Genomic DNA, 18,505 nt, shown 5'->3' with positions numbered 1-18,505 from the left:
TTACAGTTCCATTGCCATTGTCATGCACTGAATATCCGCCTCCACTGGTAGATGATACAGTTTAACTGTTGCCAGAACCTGAATCAGAAGAAGGATTTGAACTTCCGCTAGATGAACCGCAGCCACTTCCTCCATTTACGGCAAGAAGTCCTTCTACATCCAATGCAATAAAATCATTAAGGTTAAATTTCATAGATCTCCCCTAAAGTCAATAAAGTTTGTGTTTTTGATTTGACTGTATTACTTTTTACAATATTCATACTATCAAATAATCTGAATAATTGTCAAATTTTTTAGAGTAAACCAGACATTGAAGCGATTACTCAGCACTTCCTGTCAAATTGCCGTAAGTCATTGACTTACGGACAATTAGCTACATTCAAGGTTAACTCTGAAAAATCCTCAATAGGATTTATTCAGTGTTTCCTTAGGGCACTGCTTGCAACAACGAAGCTATTAAATATGTTGTTACTTGCTATTCCGTCCATACATTCCTGGCAACCTTAACGTATTTGCTTTCAAGGTATTTTCTCTGCACATTATCATCTTTACGGCAGTTAAAACTTGAAAGAGGATTAAGCGTCGTACGATGAAAGTCAGGATTTATATCTGTAAAATAAATCTGGTCACGACGGAAAAGCGTAAGGTCAAGCATTTCTACATCATGAGTAGCACAGATTATCTGTGCAGAACTAGACTTACCGCTGATAAAACGCGTAACAAGCTGACGGACAATAAGCGGATGCAAGTGACTTTCTATTTCATCACACACAAAAGTTTTTCCTTTCTGAAAAATATCCATAATCGGACACATAAGCCGTATAAGTTTCTGCGTTCCCATCGACTCTTCTGCAAGATCAAGAGAAAAACCTTTATACACTGTTTTTACAGAGGTCGTAAGAACCGGCTGATTCAAAAGCATTGCCTTCATAGCCTGCGGCATATCTGGCGGAAGTTCTGAAGCACTCATAAGACGCTGTTCTGACTTTGGCTTTATATCAATAATATCACTGCCGGTACCTTTCATAAATTTCAGGAACATATCCTTGATTACATTATCATGCTCCATCTTGCTTGCTGAGTATTCCAGCCAGTTGTTATTGTCATTCATAAGCACGACAAGACCATCTTTATAGAACATAAAAGCATTTACAAGCTCATCATAATTAAGGTTATTAACAGAAAGACTTAAAACAAGTTTATTAGGCGTAAGCTTTTCCTTGCACAGAGTTTCTATACGGCTGAACTTCTCGTTTACTTTTACTTTGTTCCCGTCTCGGATAAAAACAGCACCCATCCTGCCATTTGGAGCATAATACAAAGTTTCTTTCAAAATCTGTTTTGAATCATACATAAAACTATAGATATACCTTGTTTTTTTCCATACATATTCCATAGAACATTCAGAAGGTTTTTCCTGCCACAAGCGGTGAGGTATGCGTGGAAGAAAATCTCCCGGCTGCAGAATATGACTTGTAGTAACCATATTCTGCATAATAGCCATTGCCGTAAGTACGCTTGTTTTTCCCGTTGCATTAGAACCGTATATAGCACAGGCAGGATTTATACGTTCATTCTCAAACACAATAAGATTGTTTTCAAACGTATTATCTGCATTTGCCCTAAGATTCAAAGTAATTTTATCTCGAATACTTCTTACATTTGAACAAGAAAATTCCAACAGCATATCTACCTCCTGAAATACAAGGTTACATCAACCTCACTATCAGAAAAAAACACATATCCGCATCTATTATTTAGTAACGGACTGTTATTAACGTTAATAACGATGTCTTATTAACGTTAATAACAGTATCTTATTAACGTTAATAACGGTGTATTATTAACGTTAATAACAGTATCTTATTGACGTTAATAACAGTGTCTTATTGACGTTAATAACGAAAACTTACATCATTAGAATGTGCGCACAAGTAGTAAACCACATCTTCCTATCGATGTCAATAATTCCGGTTATTTTTATAATATAAATGCCTATAAAGAGAAAAAGTTATATTTTTCATATAAAAAACCATATTTTTTTATAAATTAGATTGAAAAAATATTTCATCTATAGTATTATTTCTTCAGAAGGTGCGGGCAAAAAAAATGCTCCCCGTAAAAGAACAGTACTGGAACTACTATTCTTTCGGAAAGCACCATGTTATGTTTGACACCTCTGTGATATGGCATCAAATAAAGTCGATATAATATATCACAGACCGCCGTTTGTGTCAAAAGTTTTTTTATACCGAGAAAAGGCGGACGGCTCGCTTTTCTCGAAGGACATAATTATGACGGAAGAAATAAAAATTTCTTTCAATGAAAAAACAGGAAACGGTGGCCTTACGTTGTATGCCAATCCGTTTGGTACGGGCAAAAAGTTCTATGGACGTTTTGAACGTGATGTCATCAGCATGGAGAATTTAGTTTCTCGCGTGCAGCAGAAAAACCCGGGTGCGGATGAAATAATCATCAACACTGCAATAAGCTATATTAAGCGGGAAATTCTTGCAGCCCTAAAACAAGGACTTGCAGTCAATCTTCTCGACTTGGGAGAGCTTTATATTGCAGCTACAGGAAGCACAGCAAGCGATTCTGCAAAAGACGTGTCAGATATTTCGCTTTCTGTAAAATTCTCAGCCTCTCAGTTATTAAAAGAGTCGATTACCGATGTTTCTATCGGCAAAGTCGTATTCTCTGACACAGCACCTGCTATTACAAAAATCTTTAACTGGTTTACAGGCAAAGAAAGTTCTGTTCTTACGGCAGGAAAAAACGTCATTCTTGAAGGCAAGCGTCTTAAACTTGGAACTTCAGCAAGCGGTCTGTTTCTTGCACCGGTAGATGAAAAAGGTGATGTTTCAGACAATGAAGCTGAATGGATTAACTGTACAGACCTTGTCCGTCAGAATACTCCCAAAAAAATTGATTTTTATCTTCCTGACGAAGCAGTTCCCGGCGATACCTTCAGGATTGTAATCAAATCAAATTACATCAACGGTACAACGGAACGAAAACAATCCACTTTTACATACAGTGATGTTGTTACGATAGGATAACAACACATTCTGCTGTAACCGGCTGCTTTCTGCATAATATAGATTTGCAAAAAGCAGCCTTTTTTATGAAAATATTGCTAACGGCAACAACTTTATCGACTCAGCCCCCATATTGAACAAACCGCGCGATTACCGTAAAGTAGTACAAATATTATGGAAGACATAGCAGAAATAAAAGAATATGCAAAGAAAAACTCCGTTCCCATCTTGCGCGACGGTGGCGATGATTTTATCTGCAACTATATAAAGCAGCACAACATAAAGAACATTCTTGAAATAGGAACTGCCATCGGCTATTCGGCAATCAGATTTGCAGAATGTGCCGGTGACATCCACGTTACTACAATAGAAATGGATATTGACCGCGTAATCCGCGCCATTCAGAACATAGAAGACATGCACCTTCAGGACAGAATAACGGTCATCCACGCAGACGCGCTTTTATACAACGACTTAAAAGGCGAATTCGACCTGATTTTCATTGATGCGGCAAAAGCGCAGTACATAAGGTTTTTTGAAAAATACAAGGCATATCTTGCGCCCGGCGGAGTTATCGTAAGCGATAACCTTGCCTTTCACGGTATGGTAGAAGATTTAAGCCTTACCCATAACTACAGCACAATCAAGCTTGTAAAGAAAATCCGCAAGTACGTAGATTTCCTTAAGCAGAATAAGGAATTCCGCACCGACTTTTATTCAGAAGGTGACGGAATTTCCGTTTCCTGCCGTGCTGCATCTGCACCTTACGAGCCGGCGCTCTCGTAGTGCGCAAGGCCTTTTTTCCAAAACAGATACGCACCGCCTGTAAACACAACCGCAATTATCACAGGCAGACAAAGTCCCTGAAAAAGGTTTCCCTTTCCAAGAAGATACGCTGCCGGAAAATACGAAGTTACTGCAAACGGAACGACAAATGTCAGGAAGAACTGCACTGCCCTGTTGTAAATTGTAATCGGGTAATAGCAGAATTCGTTAAAATTGTACGCCGTGTACACATAGCTCTGCGACCTTTTTACCCAGAACGCAAACGTCGTGTAAAAAAGCTTTATTCCCGTGATAATCGCCGCTCCGCAAAAAACTGCTGCAAGCGCAACTGCCCATTCCACTGCGTTAAGGCGAAGACCAAGGTGAATGCCTGCCCATACAGAAAGAACTGTTCAAGTTGTATGACATTCTTATAATCAAAGAGAATGACAGAGATACAAAAAACAGAAACAGGTTCAGAAGCGTAAGTTCCTTATGAATGCCGTATACGAACGACAGAATGTAAACCGCCGCAAGTCCAGGAAGCCCGGACATAATGAAGCAGTAAAGCGTATCGCCCAGCGACGTAAAGTAAATCCTAAGCCGGAACGAAATCGGCTTTATCAGGCACATTGCAATCTGCCCCGTTCCTATTTCGTCTGACATGTCGCTTCCAACGCTTCCGCTCAGCTCTGAAACTGACGTTGTAAGTATAAGGTAAATAAGCATCTGCGGAAGCGTAAATCCGCGCAGTACTTCTTCACCGCTTGAAGCAAAAATCGCCTTCCACAAAAAATAAAAGACGAATATCCTTAAAATGTTTCCTAAAAAGTAGAACAGTACGTTCGTCCTGTAGGAAAGGAGCGTCTGGAGCGAATTGCGCGTAAACGGCACATAAGAGCTTATCCTGTACGCAGGATTTGAAATCAGATGTTTTTTCTTTTCACCCATTATCTTTCTCCTGCTTCCAGATAGATTTTTTTTACGATGTCTTCAATGCCTATTTCCTGAACTACAAAGTCTGCCACGGAAAAAGAAGCAAAAAGCCGCTGCATAATGAAAACAGCAGCATATTTTAAAATTACTTGCATTTTGAACAGGCTACTATATAATTGTAAGTATGATTAGTTTTATTACATCAAATTTACCGTGGTTCTGGCTTGGAATTCTTGTGCTCTGCATAATAATCGAAGGAATTACAATGTCCCTTACGACCTTCTGGGCCGGAATTGCCGCCGTTCCGTTCATCTTCATATCAAAAACTCCGCTTCCGTTCAGGTGGCAGCTTCTGATTTTTGCTCTTCTTACAGTTGCCCTTATTGTTTTTACCCGTCCGTTTGCCGTAAAAAAACTGAAAATCGGAAAGGAAAACAATACGAACGTCAATGCACTTGAAGGACAGGAAGTACTTGTTGTCCAGAAAATAACAAAATTTAACAAAGGTTATGTCAAGGCAAAAAACGGCGTCGTTTGGACGGCAGAAAGTGAAGACAGTACGGACATTCAGAAAGATTCTGTATGCATCGTAAAAAAAGTTTCGGGCAACACTCTTGTCGTTGCCCGAAAAGAATAAAAACAATATCAAGTATGGGAGATGAAAATGATTTACGTTATCATCAGTCTTGCAGTTATCGTAGCGGTACTGCTTATTGCAAACATCCGCATAGTTCCGCAGTCCTATGCAATAGTCATAGAACGTCTTGGTGCTTACTGTACCACATGGCAGGTAGGCCTTCACGTAAAAATGCCGTTCATCGACAGGGTTGCAAACAAAATGAGCCTTAAAGAGCGGGTTCTTGACTTTCCGCCGCAGCCGGTCATCACAAAAGACAACGTTACAATGATGATTGATACTGTAGTTTACTTTCAGATTACAGACCCTAAGTTGTACACCTACGGCGTTGAAAAACCGATAAATGCTCTTGAAAACCTGTCTGCAACGACGCTCCGTAACATCATCGGTGACCTTGAACTTGACCAGACACTTACAAGCCGCGACGTAATCAATACAAAGATGCGCTCAATTCTTGACGAAGCGACTGACCCGTGGGGCATAAAGGTAAACCGCGTTGAAGTAAAGAACATCATTCCGCCGGAAGCAATAAAAGAGGCAATGGAAAAGCAGATGCGTGCAGAACGCGAACGCCGTGAAGCAATCCTTATTGCAGAAGGTCAGAAACAGAGTGCTATTCTTGTTGCTGAAGGTAAAAAGCAGTCTATGATTCTTGAGGCGGAAGCGCAGAAAGAAGCTGCCATCCAGAAGGCACAGGGCGAAGCGGAAGCTATACGCGAAGTGCAGGAAGCAAAGGCGCAGGGACTTAAAATGATAAAGGAAGCCGGATGTGACGAAGCCGTTATAAAGCTTCGCGGTCTTGAGGCATTTGAAAAAGCCGCTGACGGTCAGGCAACAAAAATCATAATTCCGTCTGACCTTCAGAATATTGCTGGAATCATAACGTCTGCTGCAGAACTTGCAAAAAAATAAAAAAAAGCCATTGCAATAACTTCATATTCTGTTATTATAGACCCATTACGCTATTAAATTTTTACGGGAAGTGTAATAAAAACTTTGCCTGAAATGGCGTCAAAGTTTTTATTCACAAGTTCGCGTTGCGAACTTCCTTATCTACTGCCTCTTCTCATTTCATTGCGAAGAGGCTTAAAAAGTCAATTCGGAAATTGACATTTCCTCTTTGACTTTTCAATAGGAGAAAAAAATGAACAAATCAGAATTGATTGATGCAATCGCAAAAGACACTGGGCTTACAAAAAAAGATACAGAAGCCTTCATTAAGTCATTTGTTGAAAACGTCTCTAAAGAAATGGAAAACGGCGGCGACGTACAGCTCATCGGATTCGGAACTTTCTCGGTAGGAGAACGTGCCGCAAGAACAGGCCGCAATCCTAAGACCGGCGCAAACATCACGATTGCTGCGTCAAAATCACCTAAATTCAAGGCAGGAAAAGCCCTGAAGGATCGCGTGAACAAAAAATAACCGGAGTTCCGGTTTTCAGTCGGTGTGACGGATTTTCCGCCGCACCGATTTTTTTTTTACATTGACTGAAGCTGAACCTGAAGCGCAACAAGCCGCTTTTTCAGTTCCCTGACCTGCTCCAGACTTGAAAGAATTTTCCCTGCCATATACACGTCGGAAATTATAAATCCGTCAAAAACAAAATCCGCAAACGTCGCAAATCCGCCGAGCTGCATTCTGTAATCAACAGGAATTTCCATTCCGCCCAGTATGCTGCTTAATTCACGAAGCAGTCTGTCCGCTTCGTCCATAGAATTCTTTGCGCGTCCGATATTCAGATACTTAAATATATCTACGAAAAATCCGCCGCCAAGCACATCGATAAAACTCCAGTTCCGCGCATGGGAAAGTCTTTTTTCCGCATCGAATACAAGAGGAACCAGCCTGTCTAAAACGCAGAGCGCGTCTGTTTTTTTCTGTAAAAAATCGTCATTCATAAAAATACGTGTTCCTCCTTAAAATAAATGATAGATTTACCTTTAATTATACAGCAAATCATGGAATTTTTGTAGGAAAAAAATCCATGTCTGCGCAGTTCCGCCGGCATTTATTTTCAACTTATTTCTTTTTTTATCCTTGTTTTTGTCTTTCCAAAACAGTACGTTTGCATTATACTGTTTCGCAATATAATTGGTATATTTCGGCTTATTGTCGGTTATCTTAGTTTTTTAGGGAGCCAGTATGAATTATTCATATTTTCCTGGATGTACTTTAAAGAACAAAGCGAAGGACTTAGATGCCTATGCACGGGCAAGTGCAGACGTTTTGGGCTTTAAACTAGAGGAAATTCCTGAATGGCAGTGCTGCGGCGGAGTGTATCCGCTTGCAAAGGACGAGATTGCTACAAAGCTGTCTTCTGTCCGCGCGCTTGCCTCTGCAAGGGATTCCGGTACTGATTTAGTTACTCTCTGCTCAGCATGTTATAACGTACTTAAACAAGTAAACAATGACATGATCAATGACGAGAACGTTATTCTCAAGGCGAACACCTATCTTAAGCAAGATGGCGTTGAGTACCACGGAGAAACAAAGGTTCTTCATTTTCTTGAGGTGTTAAGAGATGTAGTTGGTTGGGACAACGTAAAAGCCGCCGTAAAAAATCCGTTCACCGGAAAGAAAATCGGCGCATACTACGGCTGCCTTCTTCTCCGCCCTGGAAAAGTCCTTCAGTTCGATGATCCGGAAAATCCACAGATTATCGAAGACTTCATAAAGGCTATCGGAGGAACTCCTGTCATATATGCACAGAGAAACGAATGCTGCGGCGCATATACGATGTTTGAGGATTCATCTATTCCTGAAAAACGCACAAAGGCAATCCTTAAAAACGCAGAGGAACAGGGCGCTGAATTCCTTGTAACAAGCTGTCCGCTCTGCAAATATAATCTTGTAAAAAACAAGGCGGAAAGTCCGCTTGACGTAATTTACTTTACGGAACTTTTGGCACAGGCTCTTGGTGTAAAGGAGAAAGCACTGAAGGAGGTTTATAATGCTTAAAAGTGAGGCAGAGCTCTGCAAAGAGCAGATTCTTTCTATAAGCGGTGTAAATCCTAAAAAATGTATGGTCTGCGGAAAATGCTCCGGCACCTGCCCGAACTATGATTCGATGGAATATCACCCTCATCAGTTCGTTCAGATGGTGGAAAACGGCGAAGTCGAAAAGCTTTTGAATTCAAAGTCAATTTACGCCTGTCTTTCCTGTTTTGCGTGCCTTGAGCGCTGTCCGCGCCAGGTAGAGCCGGCAAAGCTTATCGAAGCGGTGCGTATGTATGCTGAACGTCAGCGCGGCGCACAGCATCTGGCAGCCGAGAATGTTCCGGACTATCTTGATGATGATATGCCGCAGCAGGCAATCGTCAGCGCATTCAGAAAATATCGTAAGTAGGAGTGGCAAATGGAAAGAATTGGAGTTTTCGTATGTCACTGCGGTACTAACATTGCCGGAACAGTTGACGTAGAAAAAGTTGCTGAGGAACTGGGAAAGGTAAACGGCGTTGTCTATTCAACGCACTACACCTACATGTGTTCCTCTGCCGGTCAGAAAATGATTGAGGATCATATCAAGGACGACAAGCTTACAGGCGTTGTCCTTTGTTCCTGCTCTCCTCGTATGCACGAAAAGACATTCCGTGCGTGCGCAGAGCGTGCGGGGCTGAATCCATATAAAGTAGAAGTCGCAAATATCCGCGAGCAGACCTCTTGGGTTCTTAAGGATATGGAACAGGCGACTGAAAAGGCAATCGCGCTTGGAAAAGCTGCCGTTGCAAAAGCAATACTCGACACGCCGCTTACACCGGGCGAAACGCCTGTTACAAAGCGCGCGCTTGTCATCGGAGGCGGTATCGCCGGAATTACTGCTGCGCTTGACATTGCAGACGCAGGATTCCCGGTTGACATCGTTGAAAAAAAGCCTACGGTCGGCGGAAAAATGGCTATGCTCGACAAGACATTCCCTACCCTCGACTGCGCTTCCTGTATCGTTACGCCTAAAATGACGGAAGTAAGTCAGAATCCTAACATCCGCATTCTTTCTTACAGCGAAGTTGTCGGCGTAAAGGGATACATCGGAAATTTCAGCATCGACATCAAGCGCCATGCACGTTATGTTGACGAAACAAAATGTACAGGATGCGGCGAATGTATCGAAAAATGTCCGAACAAGAAAGTTCCGAACGACTTTAACCTTAACCTTAACAACAAAAAGGCTATCTATATTCCGTTCGCACAGGCCGTTCCTAAGGTGGCTACAATCGATTCAACGTACTGCCTTCATATGAAAGGACTTGCAAACGGCAAGGACAACGTCTGCGGTTTCTGCCAGAAAACTTGCGGAGCCGGAGCGATTGACTTTACCCAGAAAGACGAAGTCATCACCGAAAAATACGGCGCAATCATCGTTGCAACCGGCTACAATCCGATTGACCTTAAGAAATTCGATGAATACGCATATTCCCAGAGTCCTGACGTTGTTTCATCACTCGAATTCGAGCGTCTTTGCAATGCGTCAGGTCCTACAAACGGTCACCTTCTCCGCCCGTCAGACGGAAAAGAGCCTAAGACTATCGTATTTGTACAGTGCGTAGGTTCACGCTGTTCCGCTGACTCTGAAAAGGGACACGAATACTGCTCTAAAGTCTGCTGTATGTATACGGCAAAGCACGCTATCCTTACGCGCGACCATTATCCGGACACAGACTGCTATGTATTCTATATAGACGTTCGTACTCCTGGAAAGAACTTTGATGAATTCTACCGCCGCGCCGTAGAACAGTATGGCGTTCACTACATCAAGGGGCAGGTAGGAAAAGTAACTCCGCTTTCAGACGGAACGCTTGACGTTCAGGGTTCAGACCTGATTTTGAACAGACAGGTTCACATCAAGGCTGATATGGTCGTTCTGGCAGCCTCTATTGAAGCTGACAAGTCTGCTCGTCCGCTTGCCACTATGCTTACAACGTCAATGGACAACAACGACTTCTTCCTTGAAGCCCACGCAAAGCTCCGTCCTGTAGAAAGTCCTACAGCCGGTATTTTCCTTGCAGGCTGCTGCCAGGGACCGAAAGACATTCCGGAAACAGTTGCACAGTCTTCAGGTGCTGCGGCAAAGGCAATCTGCCTGCTTGTTAAAGACAAGCTCCAGAACAATCCGTGTACCGCTCACCCGGACGAAAATGCCTGCAACGGCTGCGGTCAGTGCGCAAACGTCTGTCCGTACGGTGCAATCACCTATATCGACAAGGATTTCCGCGGTCCTAACCGCACGACTATTACGCGCCACGTTTCCCAGGTTAATACGGCAATGTGCCAGGGATGCGGTGCATGTACGGTCGCTTGTCCTTCCGGAGCTATGGATCTTAACGGATTCAGCAACAAACAGATTCTGGCGGAGGTTGACTCAGTTTTGTAATCTGGGGAATTGATTATGGCAAACAATGAAAACAAATCCTGGACACCTAAAATCGTTGCGTTCTGCTGCAACTGGTGTTCCTATGCAGGTGCAGATCTTGCCGGAAATAACCGTCTTGAATATCCTGCAAACGTAAAGATTATCCGCATTCCGTGTTCCTGCCGCCTGAACCCGCTGTTCATCCTGCGTGCGTTCCAGCGCGGTGCTGACGGCGTTATCCTGTGCGGCTGCCATCCGGGCGACTGCCACTACTCTACCGGCAACTATTTTGCGCGCCGGCGTATGACGCTGCTTTTCAGTATGCTTGACTATCTCGGCATAGAAAAGGCAAGGACACGCGTTGAATGGTGTTCCGCTGCGGAAGGCGTGCGGTTCGCCGGAATTATGAACGATTTTGTGGCGAAAGTTACAGAACTTGGTGAAAATAAGAAGCTGGAGGACGTAAGATGCAAGACAGCAAAATAGCTTCCACACTTTTGGCGCGCGCAAAGGAACTGCTTTCAAACGGAACTGTTCAGCGCGTTGCAGGCTGGAGAAAAGGTCTTTTTGATTACGATGTTACTCCCAGCGTCTTTACGACGGCAGAAGACCTTGACAGGAATTTTGTCTATGACGAAAACTGCGGTGCAAACCTTTCTAAGTACCTTGTAAAGCTTACCAGGGAAATTGAAATAAAGAAAAGCACGACACGTATGAACAATACGATGGCAAAACAGCGCGACCCTAATGCGCCGGAAACGCCGGTTCCGATGGAAAAGGTGCTTGTTTTCCTCAAGCCGTGCGACACATACAGTTTCACAGAACTTCTTAAGGAAAACCGCATTGCACGCGACGATGTATATGCAGTCGGCATTCCTTGCGACGGAATGAAAGATCCGGAAACAGGTTCTCTTTCCGAGCGGTGCGCAAACTGCAAGAGCAAGAAACACGTAACCTACGACGAGCTTATCGGCGAGGACGGAGACCTTCTTGATTCAAAGCGCTTTGACGAAGTTGCCAGACTTGAAGCAATGACAGCCGATGAGCGCTATGCATTCTGGCAGAACGAATTTAGCCGCTGTATCCGCTGTAATGCCTGCCGCGACATCTGTCCTGCCTGTACATGCGAAAAATGCGTATTCGACAACAACAAGCTTTACACGTCGCAGAAAGTTGCGCAGACAAGCTTTGAAGAGTCGCTCTACCATATTATCCGCGCCTGGCATGTCGCAGGACGCTGTACAGACTGCGGCGAATGTTCACGCGTATGCCCGGAGCATATTCCACTGCACCTTATCAACAGGAAATTTGCAAAGGACATAAACGAAATCTACGGTCCGTATATTGCCGGAAGCGACTTGGAAACAAAGCCGCCGATGCTCACCTTTACAGAAGGCGATGCAGAGCCGGACATTGTATATGACCGCTCAAAAGAAGAAGGAGGTGACAAATAATGCTTTCTCTTCCAATAGAAAAAATAGATGCATTGTTTGAGGCTATCGCTTCAAAGGAAAACCTGTATATTCCTGTGGACAATTCTTCAGGAAAGGCAAATTTCCAGAAGTGGGAAAAAGGCGCAAAACTTTCAAATGCACTTAAGACAGTCCGCTCTGCAAAGGATTTCTTCTTCCCGAAGACTGAACACCTTGTAAGCTACAAGATGGACGGCAAGCAGATTACAGTAGAAGATCCGCGTAAGGAAGTTGAAGACTTTGTTGTTTTCGGTGTGCGCGCCTGCGATGCAAAGAGCTTTGAGATTATCGACAATGTATACCTGAAAATGACGCCGGTTGATTCTTACTATAAGAACCGCCGCGACCACGGAACGGTAATCACCCTCGCCTGCGCAGAACCAGCACAGACCTGTTTCTGTTCGACATATAAAATCGACGCGGCAAATCCTGCCGGAGACATCAGCTGCTGGCTCGCAGACGGAGCGTTCCATTTTAATGCAAATACAGATAAAGGAAAGAAACTGCTTGATGCTGTAAAAACACTTCTTTCTGAAAGCGACGGAAAAGCCGTTGATGCTGCAAAAAAAGAAATTGCCGCAAAAATCGAAAAGCTCCCGTTCGCTCACCTTGACCTTTCAAAATTTGTCGGCAAGGATATGCTAAAGCTGTTCAATTCCAAAGTGTGGGACAGAGTTTCGGAAAGCTGCCTTGGCTGCGGAACGTGTACATACGTCTGCCCTACTTGTATGTGTTTTGACGTGCGCGACTTTGACACCGGAAACGGCATCAAACAGGTGCGCTGCTGGGATTCCTGTATGTATTCTGACTTTACACAGATGGCAGCGGCAAATCCGCGCCTTACACAGAAAGAACGCAGCCGCCAGCGCTTTATGCACAAACTTATGTATTACCCGATGGCGCACGACGGAACATTCAGCTGCGTAGGCTGCGGACGGTGTCTTGAAAGCTGCCCTATAAATATGAACATCGTAAAAGTAATCAAGGCATTCAACGAAGAAACAACGGAGGAAAAATAATGGAACAGAACGAATCATTTATTCCTTATGTTGGTAAAATTATCGACATTCGCCAGGAAACTCCTGACGTAAAGACATTCCGCGTAGTCGGTCTGGACGGTAAAAAACTGTTCAACCACATTCCGGGTCAGTGCGCTATGCTCATTGTTCCTGGCGTGGGCGAATCAATGATTTCCATTACTTCTTCCCCTACGCTGGAAGAATATATGGAATTCAGCATAAAAAAATGCGGATGCGTTACTGAATTCCTGCACAGTGCGGAAGTCGGACAGGAAATCTGCGTGCGCGGACCGATTGGAAACGGATTCCCGGTAGAAGGCGCACTCAAAGGCAAGGACATTCTTGTAATTGCCGGCGGTATTGGAATTGCTCCTGTTCACTCCGTTGTAAACTATATGATGGACAAGCGCGAGAACTACGGAAGAATTCAGGTTATCTACGGAAGCCGCTCTAAGGCAGACCTTGTGCGCCTTGACGAAATGCAGAACGTATGGATGAAGCAGCCGAACTGTTCAATAAACCTTACAATCGACCGCGAGGAAGAAGGCTGGGACGGACACGTAGGATTTGTTCCGCCGTTCGTTACGGAGTGCAATCCTGATCCGAGTATGACTGTCATTATGTGCGGACCGCCGATTTTAATTCACCTTTCGCTTGATGCGCTTAAAAAACTCGGGTTTAAAGACACCCAGATTTTTACGACTATGGAAATGCGCATGAAGTGCGGAATCGGTAAGTGCGGAAGATGTAATATCGGTGATAAATTTGTCTGCAAGGACGGCCCGGTATTCAGCTTTGACCAGCTTGGTGAATTACCGCCTGAATATTAATTCACATTAGTTAAACAGATAACGCGCCGTCCATGGCGCTCTAAAGCTATAGGAGAAGAATATGGCAGAAAAAGAAATGGCTACGATTTATATTTTTGGAAAAAAATATGATGTACCTGCTGAATTAACGATTATGAATGCTATGGAGTATGCTGGCTATCAGTTGAAACGTGGCTGTGGATGTAGAAACGGTTTCTGTGGCGCTTGTGCTACGATTTACAGAATTAAAGGACAGAATCAGCTTCAGACTTGTCTTGCTTGTTCTAAGAAAGTTGAAAATGATATGTACATTGCAACTTTGCCTTTCTTCCCGCTTGTAAAACAGGTTTACGACATTAACAAAGTAAAACCTGAACAGGCTGTTATGATGCAGCTTTACCCTGAGATTTATGCTTGTGTCGGCTGTAATGCATGTACACGCGCTTGTCCTCAAGGTTTGAGCACTATGCAGTACATTGCTTATGCTCAGAGAGGCGACTTTGCTAAATGTGCTGACCTTTCTTTTGACTGCGTAATGTGCGGATGCTGTTCTTCACGCTGCCCTGCTGGAATCAGTCATCCTCAGGTAGCTGAACTTGCACGCCGTATAAACGGAAAATATATTCAGCCACAGACTCAGCACCTTATTGACCGTGTTGCAGAAATTGATTCTGGTAAATGCGAAGAAGAAATCAAAAAGCTTATCGCAATGTGTACTGGCGACAAGGCTCAGATTAAAAATCTCTACAATAACAGAGATATTGAAAAATAAAGAAAAATGACATCTGTGTCATTTTTCTTTAACGAGTTTTGCGTTGCAAAACTCGTAGCGTGAATTGAAAAATACAAGATGCGCCATCCATGGCGCTTATATCTAGGAGAATAAACTTATGTATGGTAACTACCTGGACGATGCTGCAAAAATCGTAGCAGAAAAACGCGAAGAAAACCTTAAGTTTGAACATGCTCGCCTTACTGCAGAAGAAAAAGACGACTTGCTTTTAAAATTTCACCCGGACAGAATTAAGGAACAGTTTACTGAACTTAAAATCGGTCCAAATAAAGGTCAGAAAGCACCTATTGAACTGGCCCAGATGCTTCAGGCAAAACCTAGAATTGAACCTGAACATATTGACTTAAATCATGTTGACTACGAAACTGACGTTCTTGTAATCGGAGGCGGTGGGGCTGGAACTGCAGCAAGCATTATGGCTTCAGAAGCAGGTGCTAAAGTTCTTTTGGTAACTAAACTCCGTGTAGGAGATGCCAACACTATGATGGCAGAAGGCGGAATTCAGGCTGCTGACAAGCCGAACGATTCACCAGCCCAGCACTATCTTGACTGTTATGGTGGCGGTCACTTTGACGGAAAACCAGAACTTGTATATACGCTTGTAAACAAAGCTCCTTCTGTAATCAAATGGCTCAATGACCTTGGTGTTGAATTTGACAAGGAAGCTGACGGAACTATGGTAACAACTCATGGTGGCGGAACTAGCCGCAAACGTATGCATGCCTGCAAAGACTATTCTGGAGCAGAAATCATGCGTACTTTACGCGATGAAACTTTCAACAGAAAGGACGATATCACTGTAGTTGATTTTACTTCTGCAATTGAAATCATCAAAAATGACAAAGGTGAAGCTTGCGGTGCTGTTCTTGTTAATATGGAAACAAACGAAGTTCGCATTGCAAAAGCAAAAGTCGTAATTATTGCAACTGGCGGGGCAGGACGAATGCACTATCAGGGATTCCCTACTTCTAACCATTATGGTGCAACAGCTGACGGTCTTGTAATGGCTTACCGTGCCGGTGCAAAACTTTTGTATCAGGATTCTTTGCAGTATCACCCGACTGGAGCTGCTTACCCGACTCAGATTCTTGGTAAGCTTGTAACAGAAAAAGTGCGCTCTCTTGGTGCAAAACTTATCAATAAAGACGGCGAAGTTTACATTCATCCTCTCGAAACACGCGACGTTAACGCTTCTGGTATTATCCGCGAAGTTCGTGAAGGACGCGGCGTTAAAAACGACGTTCAGGATGCTGTATGGCTTGACACTCCGATGATTGAAATGATTCACGGCGAAGGAACGATTTTAAAATCAATTCCTGCAATGTACAATATGTTCATCAAATACGGAATCGACATCAGAAAAGAACCTATTCTTGTTTATCCAACACTTCACTATCAGAACGGTGGTGTTGAAATTGATGCTACTTGCCACACAAATGTAAAAAATCTCCTTGTAGCAGGTGAAGCATCTGGTGGTGTTCACGGAACTAACCGTTTGATGGGTAACAGCCTTCTTGATGTTGTAGTATTCGGTCGCGAAGCTGGAATTGAAGCTGGAAAAATGTTCAAGAATATTTCTCTTTCTGAAAACTCAAAGATGAATCTTGACCATGTAACTGCTTTTGAAAAAGAACGCGATGCAGCAGGAATTAAAGAAGATGTTGTTTCTCCAAAACTTCTTCCTGTTTATCACCACGGAAACCCAGAATTTGACAAGGCAATTCCAGGTGCTACAAAATAGTCTGGCGCATTAACGCCAGCCCCCAACAGGAATAAATGCAGAATGATTTTTCTGCTTTATCCTGCTGTATATTCCGGGCGCTTGTAAAAGCGCCCGTATTTTCAATATTTTACAAAGGACAAAAAAATGACTGCTTATTTAGCCGGGGTATGTTCTTCTGCCCTGTCATTTATTTTTATTGTATTTGCCATCGGAGCAATCGGCTACCTGGTGGGTGGAATAAAGATAAAGGGAATTGAACTTGGTACAGCAGGTGTTCTGCTTGTAGCCCTTATATGGGGAATTATAATCAACTACGTTCCGTCTTTCTCTATCGGAGAAGACACAATCACTCTTTTCAGCGATAAAATCAAAGGTAATTTTTCTATTGTATCAAACATCGGAACGGCTCTTTTTGTTACTGCAGTTGGTCTTATTGCAGGTCCTAAATTCTTCCGCTCTTTCAATAGAAAAACACTCGCCTATATTCTTCTTGGATTTATCATCATTGCAATCGGTGCTGTTACGGCGATTATCTGCGTTATGCTTGATGAAAACCTTTCTGCCGATATGGCAGTAGGACTTTTAACAGGAGGCCTCACTTCTACTCCAGGACTTTCTGCTGCAAAAGAAGTTGCAAAAAATCAGGATGCAGTTGTTGCCGGCTACGGAATTGCATATACGTTCGGTGTTTTGGGTGTAGTTCTTTTTGTTCAGCTTACGCCAAAACTTCTTAAAGTAAATATGAAGGAAGAAGTTGCAAATTTCCACGCAGCAAATCAGATTTCCATTCCTGAACCTAAAAAAACGCTTGTTCCGCTTGACCCGTTCGGATTTTTTGCGTTTTTCCTTGCCGTTGCATTCGGCTGCCTTATCGGCTCAATAAAAATTCCGGGAATTAACTTCAGTCTTGGTAATTCCGGCGGTACGCTTATCGGCGGTTTAATTATCGGTCATTTTGCCCGCATAGGAAAAATTGACTGCCGAATAAAGAAAGAAACCCTTAACTTTATGAGGGAACTTGGTCTTGTTCTGTTCCTTATCGGTGCAGGAGTTCCGGGTGGCGTTAATTTCGTTGCAAATTTCAAAGTCTCCTACTTTATCTATGGTGCAATGATGACGCTTGTTCCTATGATTGTAGGTTATATCATTGCCAGATATATTTTCAAACTCAGCATTCTGAACAACCTTGGCTCAATCACCGGCGGTATGACTTCAACACCGGCGCTTGGTACGCTCATTGCAACGGCAGGAACTGATGAAGTTTCTTCTGCGTATGCGGCAACATATCCTTTTGCGCTTGTTTCAATCGTACTTGCAGCAAAAATTATCGTAATGATTTTATAACCTGTAGATTTATTTTATAAGTAATATGAACAGGAGTGTATGGCAGTCAGTCACTCCTGTTTTTTTTCTTTCTACTTTTATAGAAAAACTATTTGAAATATACAAACATTCTTATAGAATTCGAAGTATTTTCCGTACACGCCCGAATAAAATCCCCATATTTTACAGTTCCCATATTCGTTATATAAAATCCGCCGCGTCCAAGAGATGCCCTGAAATAGTTTGTATCTGTGTTCTTAAAAATCAAAGGACCGTAAAATAACCAGCCGCCGGCAATTACTTCTGTAATGCCTAACCGCAACTTGGACTAAAACAGCAAAGCTAATAAGGTGTATAATACAAAGGAAGGACACCTTATGGGAAGAACGCGAAGAACTTTTACGGCAGAAGAAAAATTGAAAGTTGTGATGGCTGTTATTCAGGATGGAAAAGCGGTCAGCGATGTTGCAAAGGAAAACAACATTCATCCAAACATGATCCTGAACTGGAAGAAAGAATTCTTGGAAAATGCGGCAATGATATTCAACCGTACCAGACCGGACATTACAGAAAAAGCCCAGCAGAAGAAAATCGATGAACTTGAAGCAAAACTTCAAAAGAAGGATGAAGTAATCGCTG

The 18,505-nt window shown here is 43.0% G+C and carries 22 protein-coding genes; 16 read left to right on the top strand and 6 right to left on the bottom strand.

What is annotated here, in order from left to right; translation table 11 throughout:
* Positions 1 to 61: 61 nt before the first annotated feature.
* Both B5D55_RS11985 and B5D55_RS09680 read right to left on the bottom strand, forming a co-directional pair.
* The gene (locus B5D55_RS11985; RefSeq protein ID WP_268811102.1) at positions 62 to 193 is read right to left on the bottom strand and encodes a hypothetical protein; all 132 of its coding nucleotides are present in this window, start codon (positions 191 to 193) and stop codon (positions 62 to 64) included.
* Positions 194 to 475: 282 nt separating this feature from the next.
* Positions 476 to 1,687, bottom strand: coding sequence for an AAA family ATPase (locus B5D55_RS09680; protein ID WP_078933816.1), 1,212 nt, complete (start codon positions 1,685 to 1,687; stop codon positions 476 to 478).
* Positions 1,688 to 2,186: 499 nt separating this feature from the next.
* Here B5D55_RS09680 and B5D55_RS09675 point away from each other — a divergent pair, with 499 nt between their 5' ends.
* Both B5D55_RS09675 and B5D55_RS09670 read left to right on the top strand, forming a co-directional pair.
* Positions 2,187 to 3,062, top strand: coding sequence for a DUF4469 domain-containing protein (locus B5D55_RS09675; RefSeq protein WP_078933815.1), 876 nt, complete (start codon positions 2,187 to 2,189; stop codon positions 3,060 to 3,062).
* Positions 3,063 to 3,215: 153 nt separating this feature from the next.
* Entirely contained in the window at positions 3,216 to 3,827 is a 612-nt protein-coding gene (locus B5D55_RS09670) for an O-methyltransferase (protein WP_078933814.1), read from the top strand.
* Here the strand turns inward: B5D55_RS09670 and B5D55_RS09665 are convergent.
* The 3 genes from B5D55_RS09665 to B5D55_RS11630 are packed head-to-tail and all read right to left on the bottom strand — an operon-like array spanning position 3,806 to position 4,897.
* Positions 3,806 to 4,168, bottom strand: coding sequence for an ABC-2 family transporter protein (locus B5D55_RS09665; RefSeq protein WP_234975420.1), 363 nt, complete (start codon positions 4,166 to 4,168; stop codon positions 3,806 to 3,808). The genes B5D55_RS09670 and B5D55_RS09665 overlap by 22 nt on opposite strands.
* Positions 4,169 to 4,172: 4 nt before the next feature.
* Entirely contained in the window at positions 4,173 to 4,757 is a 585-nt protein-coding gene (locus tag B5D55_RS09660; RefSeq protein WP_078933812.1) for a hypothetical protein, read from the bottom strand.
* A complete protein-coding gene (locus tag B5D55_RS11630) occupies positions 4,757 to 4,897 on the bottom strand; it encodes a hypothetical protein (protein WP_159446204.1) in 141 nt (46 codons plus the stop codon). Before B5D55_RS11630 ends, B5D55_RS09660 begins: the two co-directional genes overlap by 1 nt.
* Before the next feature lie 29 nt (positions 4,898 to 4,926).
* On the opposite strand from B5D55_RS11630, the gene B5D55_RS09655 reads away from it, so the two are divergent.
* The 3 genes from B5D55_RS09655 to B5D55_RS09645 all read left to right on the top strand — a co-directional run bounded on the left by B5D55_RS09655 (position 4,927) and on the right by B5D55_RS09645 (position 6,802).
* Positions 4,927 to 5,379 (top strand): NfeD family protein, encoded by a 453-nt coding sequence (locus B5D55_RS09655; RefSeq protein ID WP_078933811.1) that lies wholly within the window; start codon positions 4,927 to 4,929, stop codon positions 5,377 to 5,379.
* 27 nt (positions 5,380 to 5,406) lie between these two features.
* Entirely contained in the window at positions 5,407 to 6,291 is an 885-nt protein-coding gene (locus B5D55_RS09650) for an SPFH domain-containing protein (protein WP_200805314.1), read from the top strand.
* 232 nt (positions 6,292 to 6,523) lie between these two features.
* Positions 6,524 to 6,802, top strand: coding sequence for an HU family DNA-binding protein (locus tag B5D55_RS09645; RefSeq protein ID WP_078933810.1), 279 nt, complete (start codon positions 6,524 to 6,526; stop codon positions 6,800 to 6,802).
* Between the two features lie 56 nt (positions 6,803 to 6,858).
* On the opposite strand, the gene B5D55_RS09640 is transcribed toward B5D55_RS09645, so the two are convergent.
* Positions 6,859 to 7,278, bottom strand: coding sequence for a hypothetical protein (locus B5D55_RS09640; protein WP_078933809.1), 420 nt, complete (start codon positions 7,276 to 7,278; stop codon positions 6,859 to 6,861).
* 244 nt (positions 7,279 to 7,522) lie between these two features.
* Here B5D55_RS09640 and B5D55_RS09635 point away from each other — a divergent pair, with 244 nt between their 5' ends.
* The 11 genes from B5D55_RS09635 to B5D55_RS09580 all read left to right on the top strand — a co-directional run.
* Positions 7,523 to 8,338, top strand: a complete 816-nt coding sequence (locus B5D55_RS09635) for a CoB--CoM heterodisulfide reductase iron-sulfur subunit B family protein (RefSeq protein ID WP_078933808.1) — start codon at positions 7,523 to 7,525, stop codon at positions 8,336 to 8,338.
* Complete coding sequence (locus B5D55_RS09630) at positions 8,331 to 8,726, top strand: 4Fe-4S dicluster domain-containing protein (RefSeq protein ID WP_078933807.1); 396 nt, start codon at positions 8,331 to 8,333, stop codon at positions 8,724 to 8,726. Before B5D55_RS09635 ends, B5D55_RS09630 begins: the two co-directional genes overlap by 8 nt.
* A 9-nt stretch (positions 8,727 to 8,735) precedes the next feature.
* On the top strand, positions 8,736 to 10,748 hold the full coding sequence (locus B5D55_RS09625) for a CoB--CoM heterodisulfide reductase iron-sulfur subunit A family protein (RefSeq protein WP_078933806.1): 2,013 nt from the start codon (positions 8,736 to 8,738) through the stop codon (positions 10,746 to 10,748).
* 15 nt (positions 10,749 to 10,763) lie between these two features.
* Entirely contained in the window at positions 10,764 to 11,213 is a 450-nt protein-coding gene (locus B5D55_RS09620) for a hydrogenase iron-sulfur subunit (RefSeq protein ID WP_078933805.1), read from the top strand.
* Positions 11,195 to 12,181, top strand: coding sequence for a 4Fe-4S dicluster domain-containing protein (locus B5D55_RS09615; protein ID WP_078933804.1), 987 nt, complete (start codon positions 11,195 to 11,197; stop codon positions 12,179 to 12,181). The genes B5D55_RS09620 and B5D55_RS09615 overlap by 19 nt, the downstream gene beginning before the upstream one ends.
* Positions 12,181 to 13,218: a 4Fe-4S dicluster domain-containing protein gene (locus tag B5D55_RS09610; protein WP_078933803.1), complete on the top strand. Its 1,038-nt coding sequence runs from the start codon at positions 12,181 to 12,183 to the stop codon at positions 13,216 to 13,218. The genes B5D55_RS09615 and B5D55_RS09610 overlap by 1 nt, the downstream gene beginning before the upstream one ends.
* On the top strand, positions 13,218 to 14,048 hold the full coding sequence (locus B5D55_RS09605; RefSeq protein ID WP_078933802.1) for an FAD/NAD(P)-binding protein: 831 nt from the start codon (positions 13,218 to 13,220) through the stop codon (positions 14,046 to 14,048). The genes B5D55_RS09610 and B5D55_RS09605 overlap by 1 nt, the downstream gene beginning before the upstream one ends.
* A gap of 61 nt (positions 14,049 to 14,109) precedes the next feature.
* Positions 14,110 to 14,799 (top strand): 4Fe-4S dicluster domain-containing protein, encoded by a 690-nt coding sequence (locus tag B5D55_RS09600; RefSeq protein ID WP_078933801.1) that lies wholly within the window; start codon positions 14,110 to 14,112, stop codon positions 14,797 to 14,799.
* Between the two features lie 118 nt (positions 14,800 to 14,917).
* Positions 14,918 to 16,561: an FAD-binding protein gene (locus B5D55_RS09595; RefSeq protein WP_078933800.1), complete on the top strand. Its 1,644-nt coding sequence runs from the start codon at positions 14,918 to 14,920 to the stop codon at positions 16,559 to 16,561.
* 126 nt (positions 16,562 to 16,687) lie between these two features.
* Entirely contained in the window at positions 16,688 to 17,887 is a 1,200-nt protein-coding gene (locus tag B5D55_RS09590) for an aspartate-alanine antiporter-like transporter (RefSeq protein WP_078933799.1), read from the top strand.
* A gap of 356 nt (positions 17,888 to 18,243) precedes the next feature.
* A partial coding sequence (locus tag B5D55_RS09580; RefSeq protein ID WP_143593323.1) for a transposase occupies positions 18,244 to 18,505 on the top strand: 262 nt, incomplete at its 3' end.

It is taken from the genome of Treponema porcinum (genome assembly GCF_900167145.1).
GTDB lineage: Bacteria > Spirochaetota > Spirochaetia > Treponematales > Treponemataceae > Treponema_D > Treponema_D porcinum.
The sequence above is the reverse complement of the archived record's forward strand: the minus strand, read 5'-3'. Positions and strand labels throughout refer to the sequence as shown.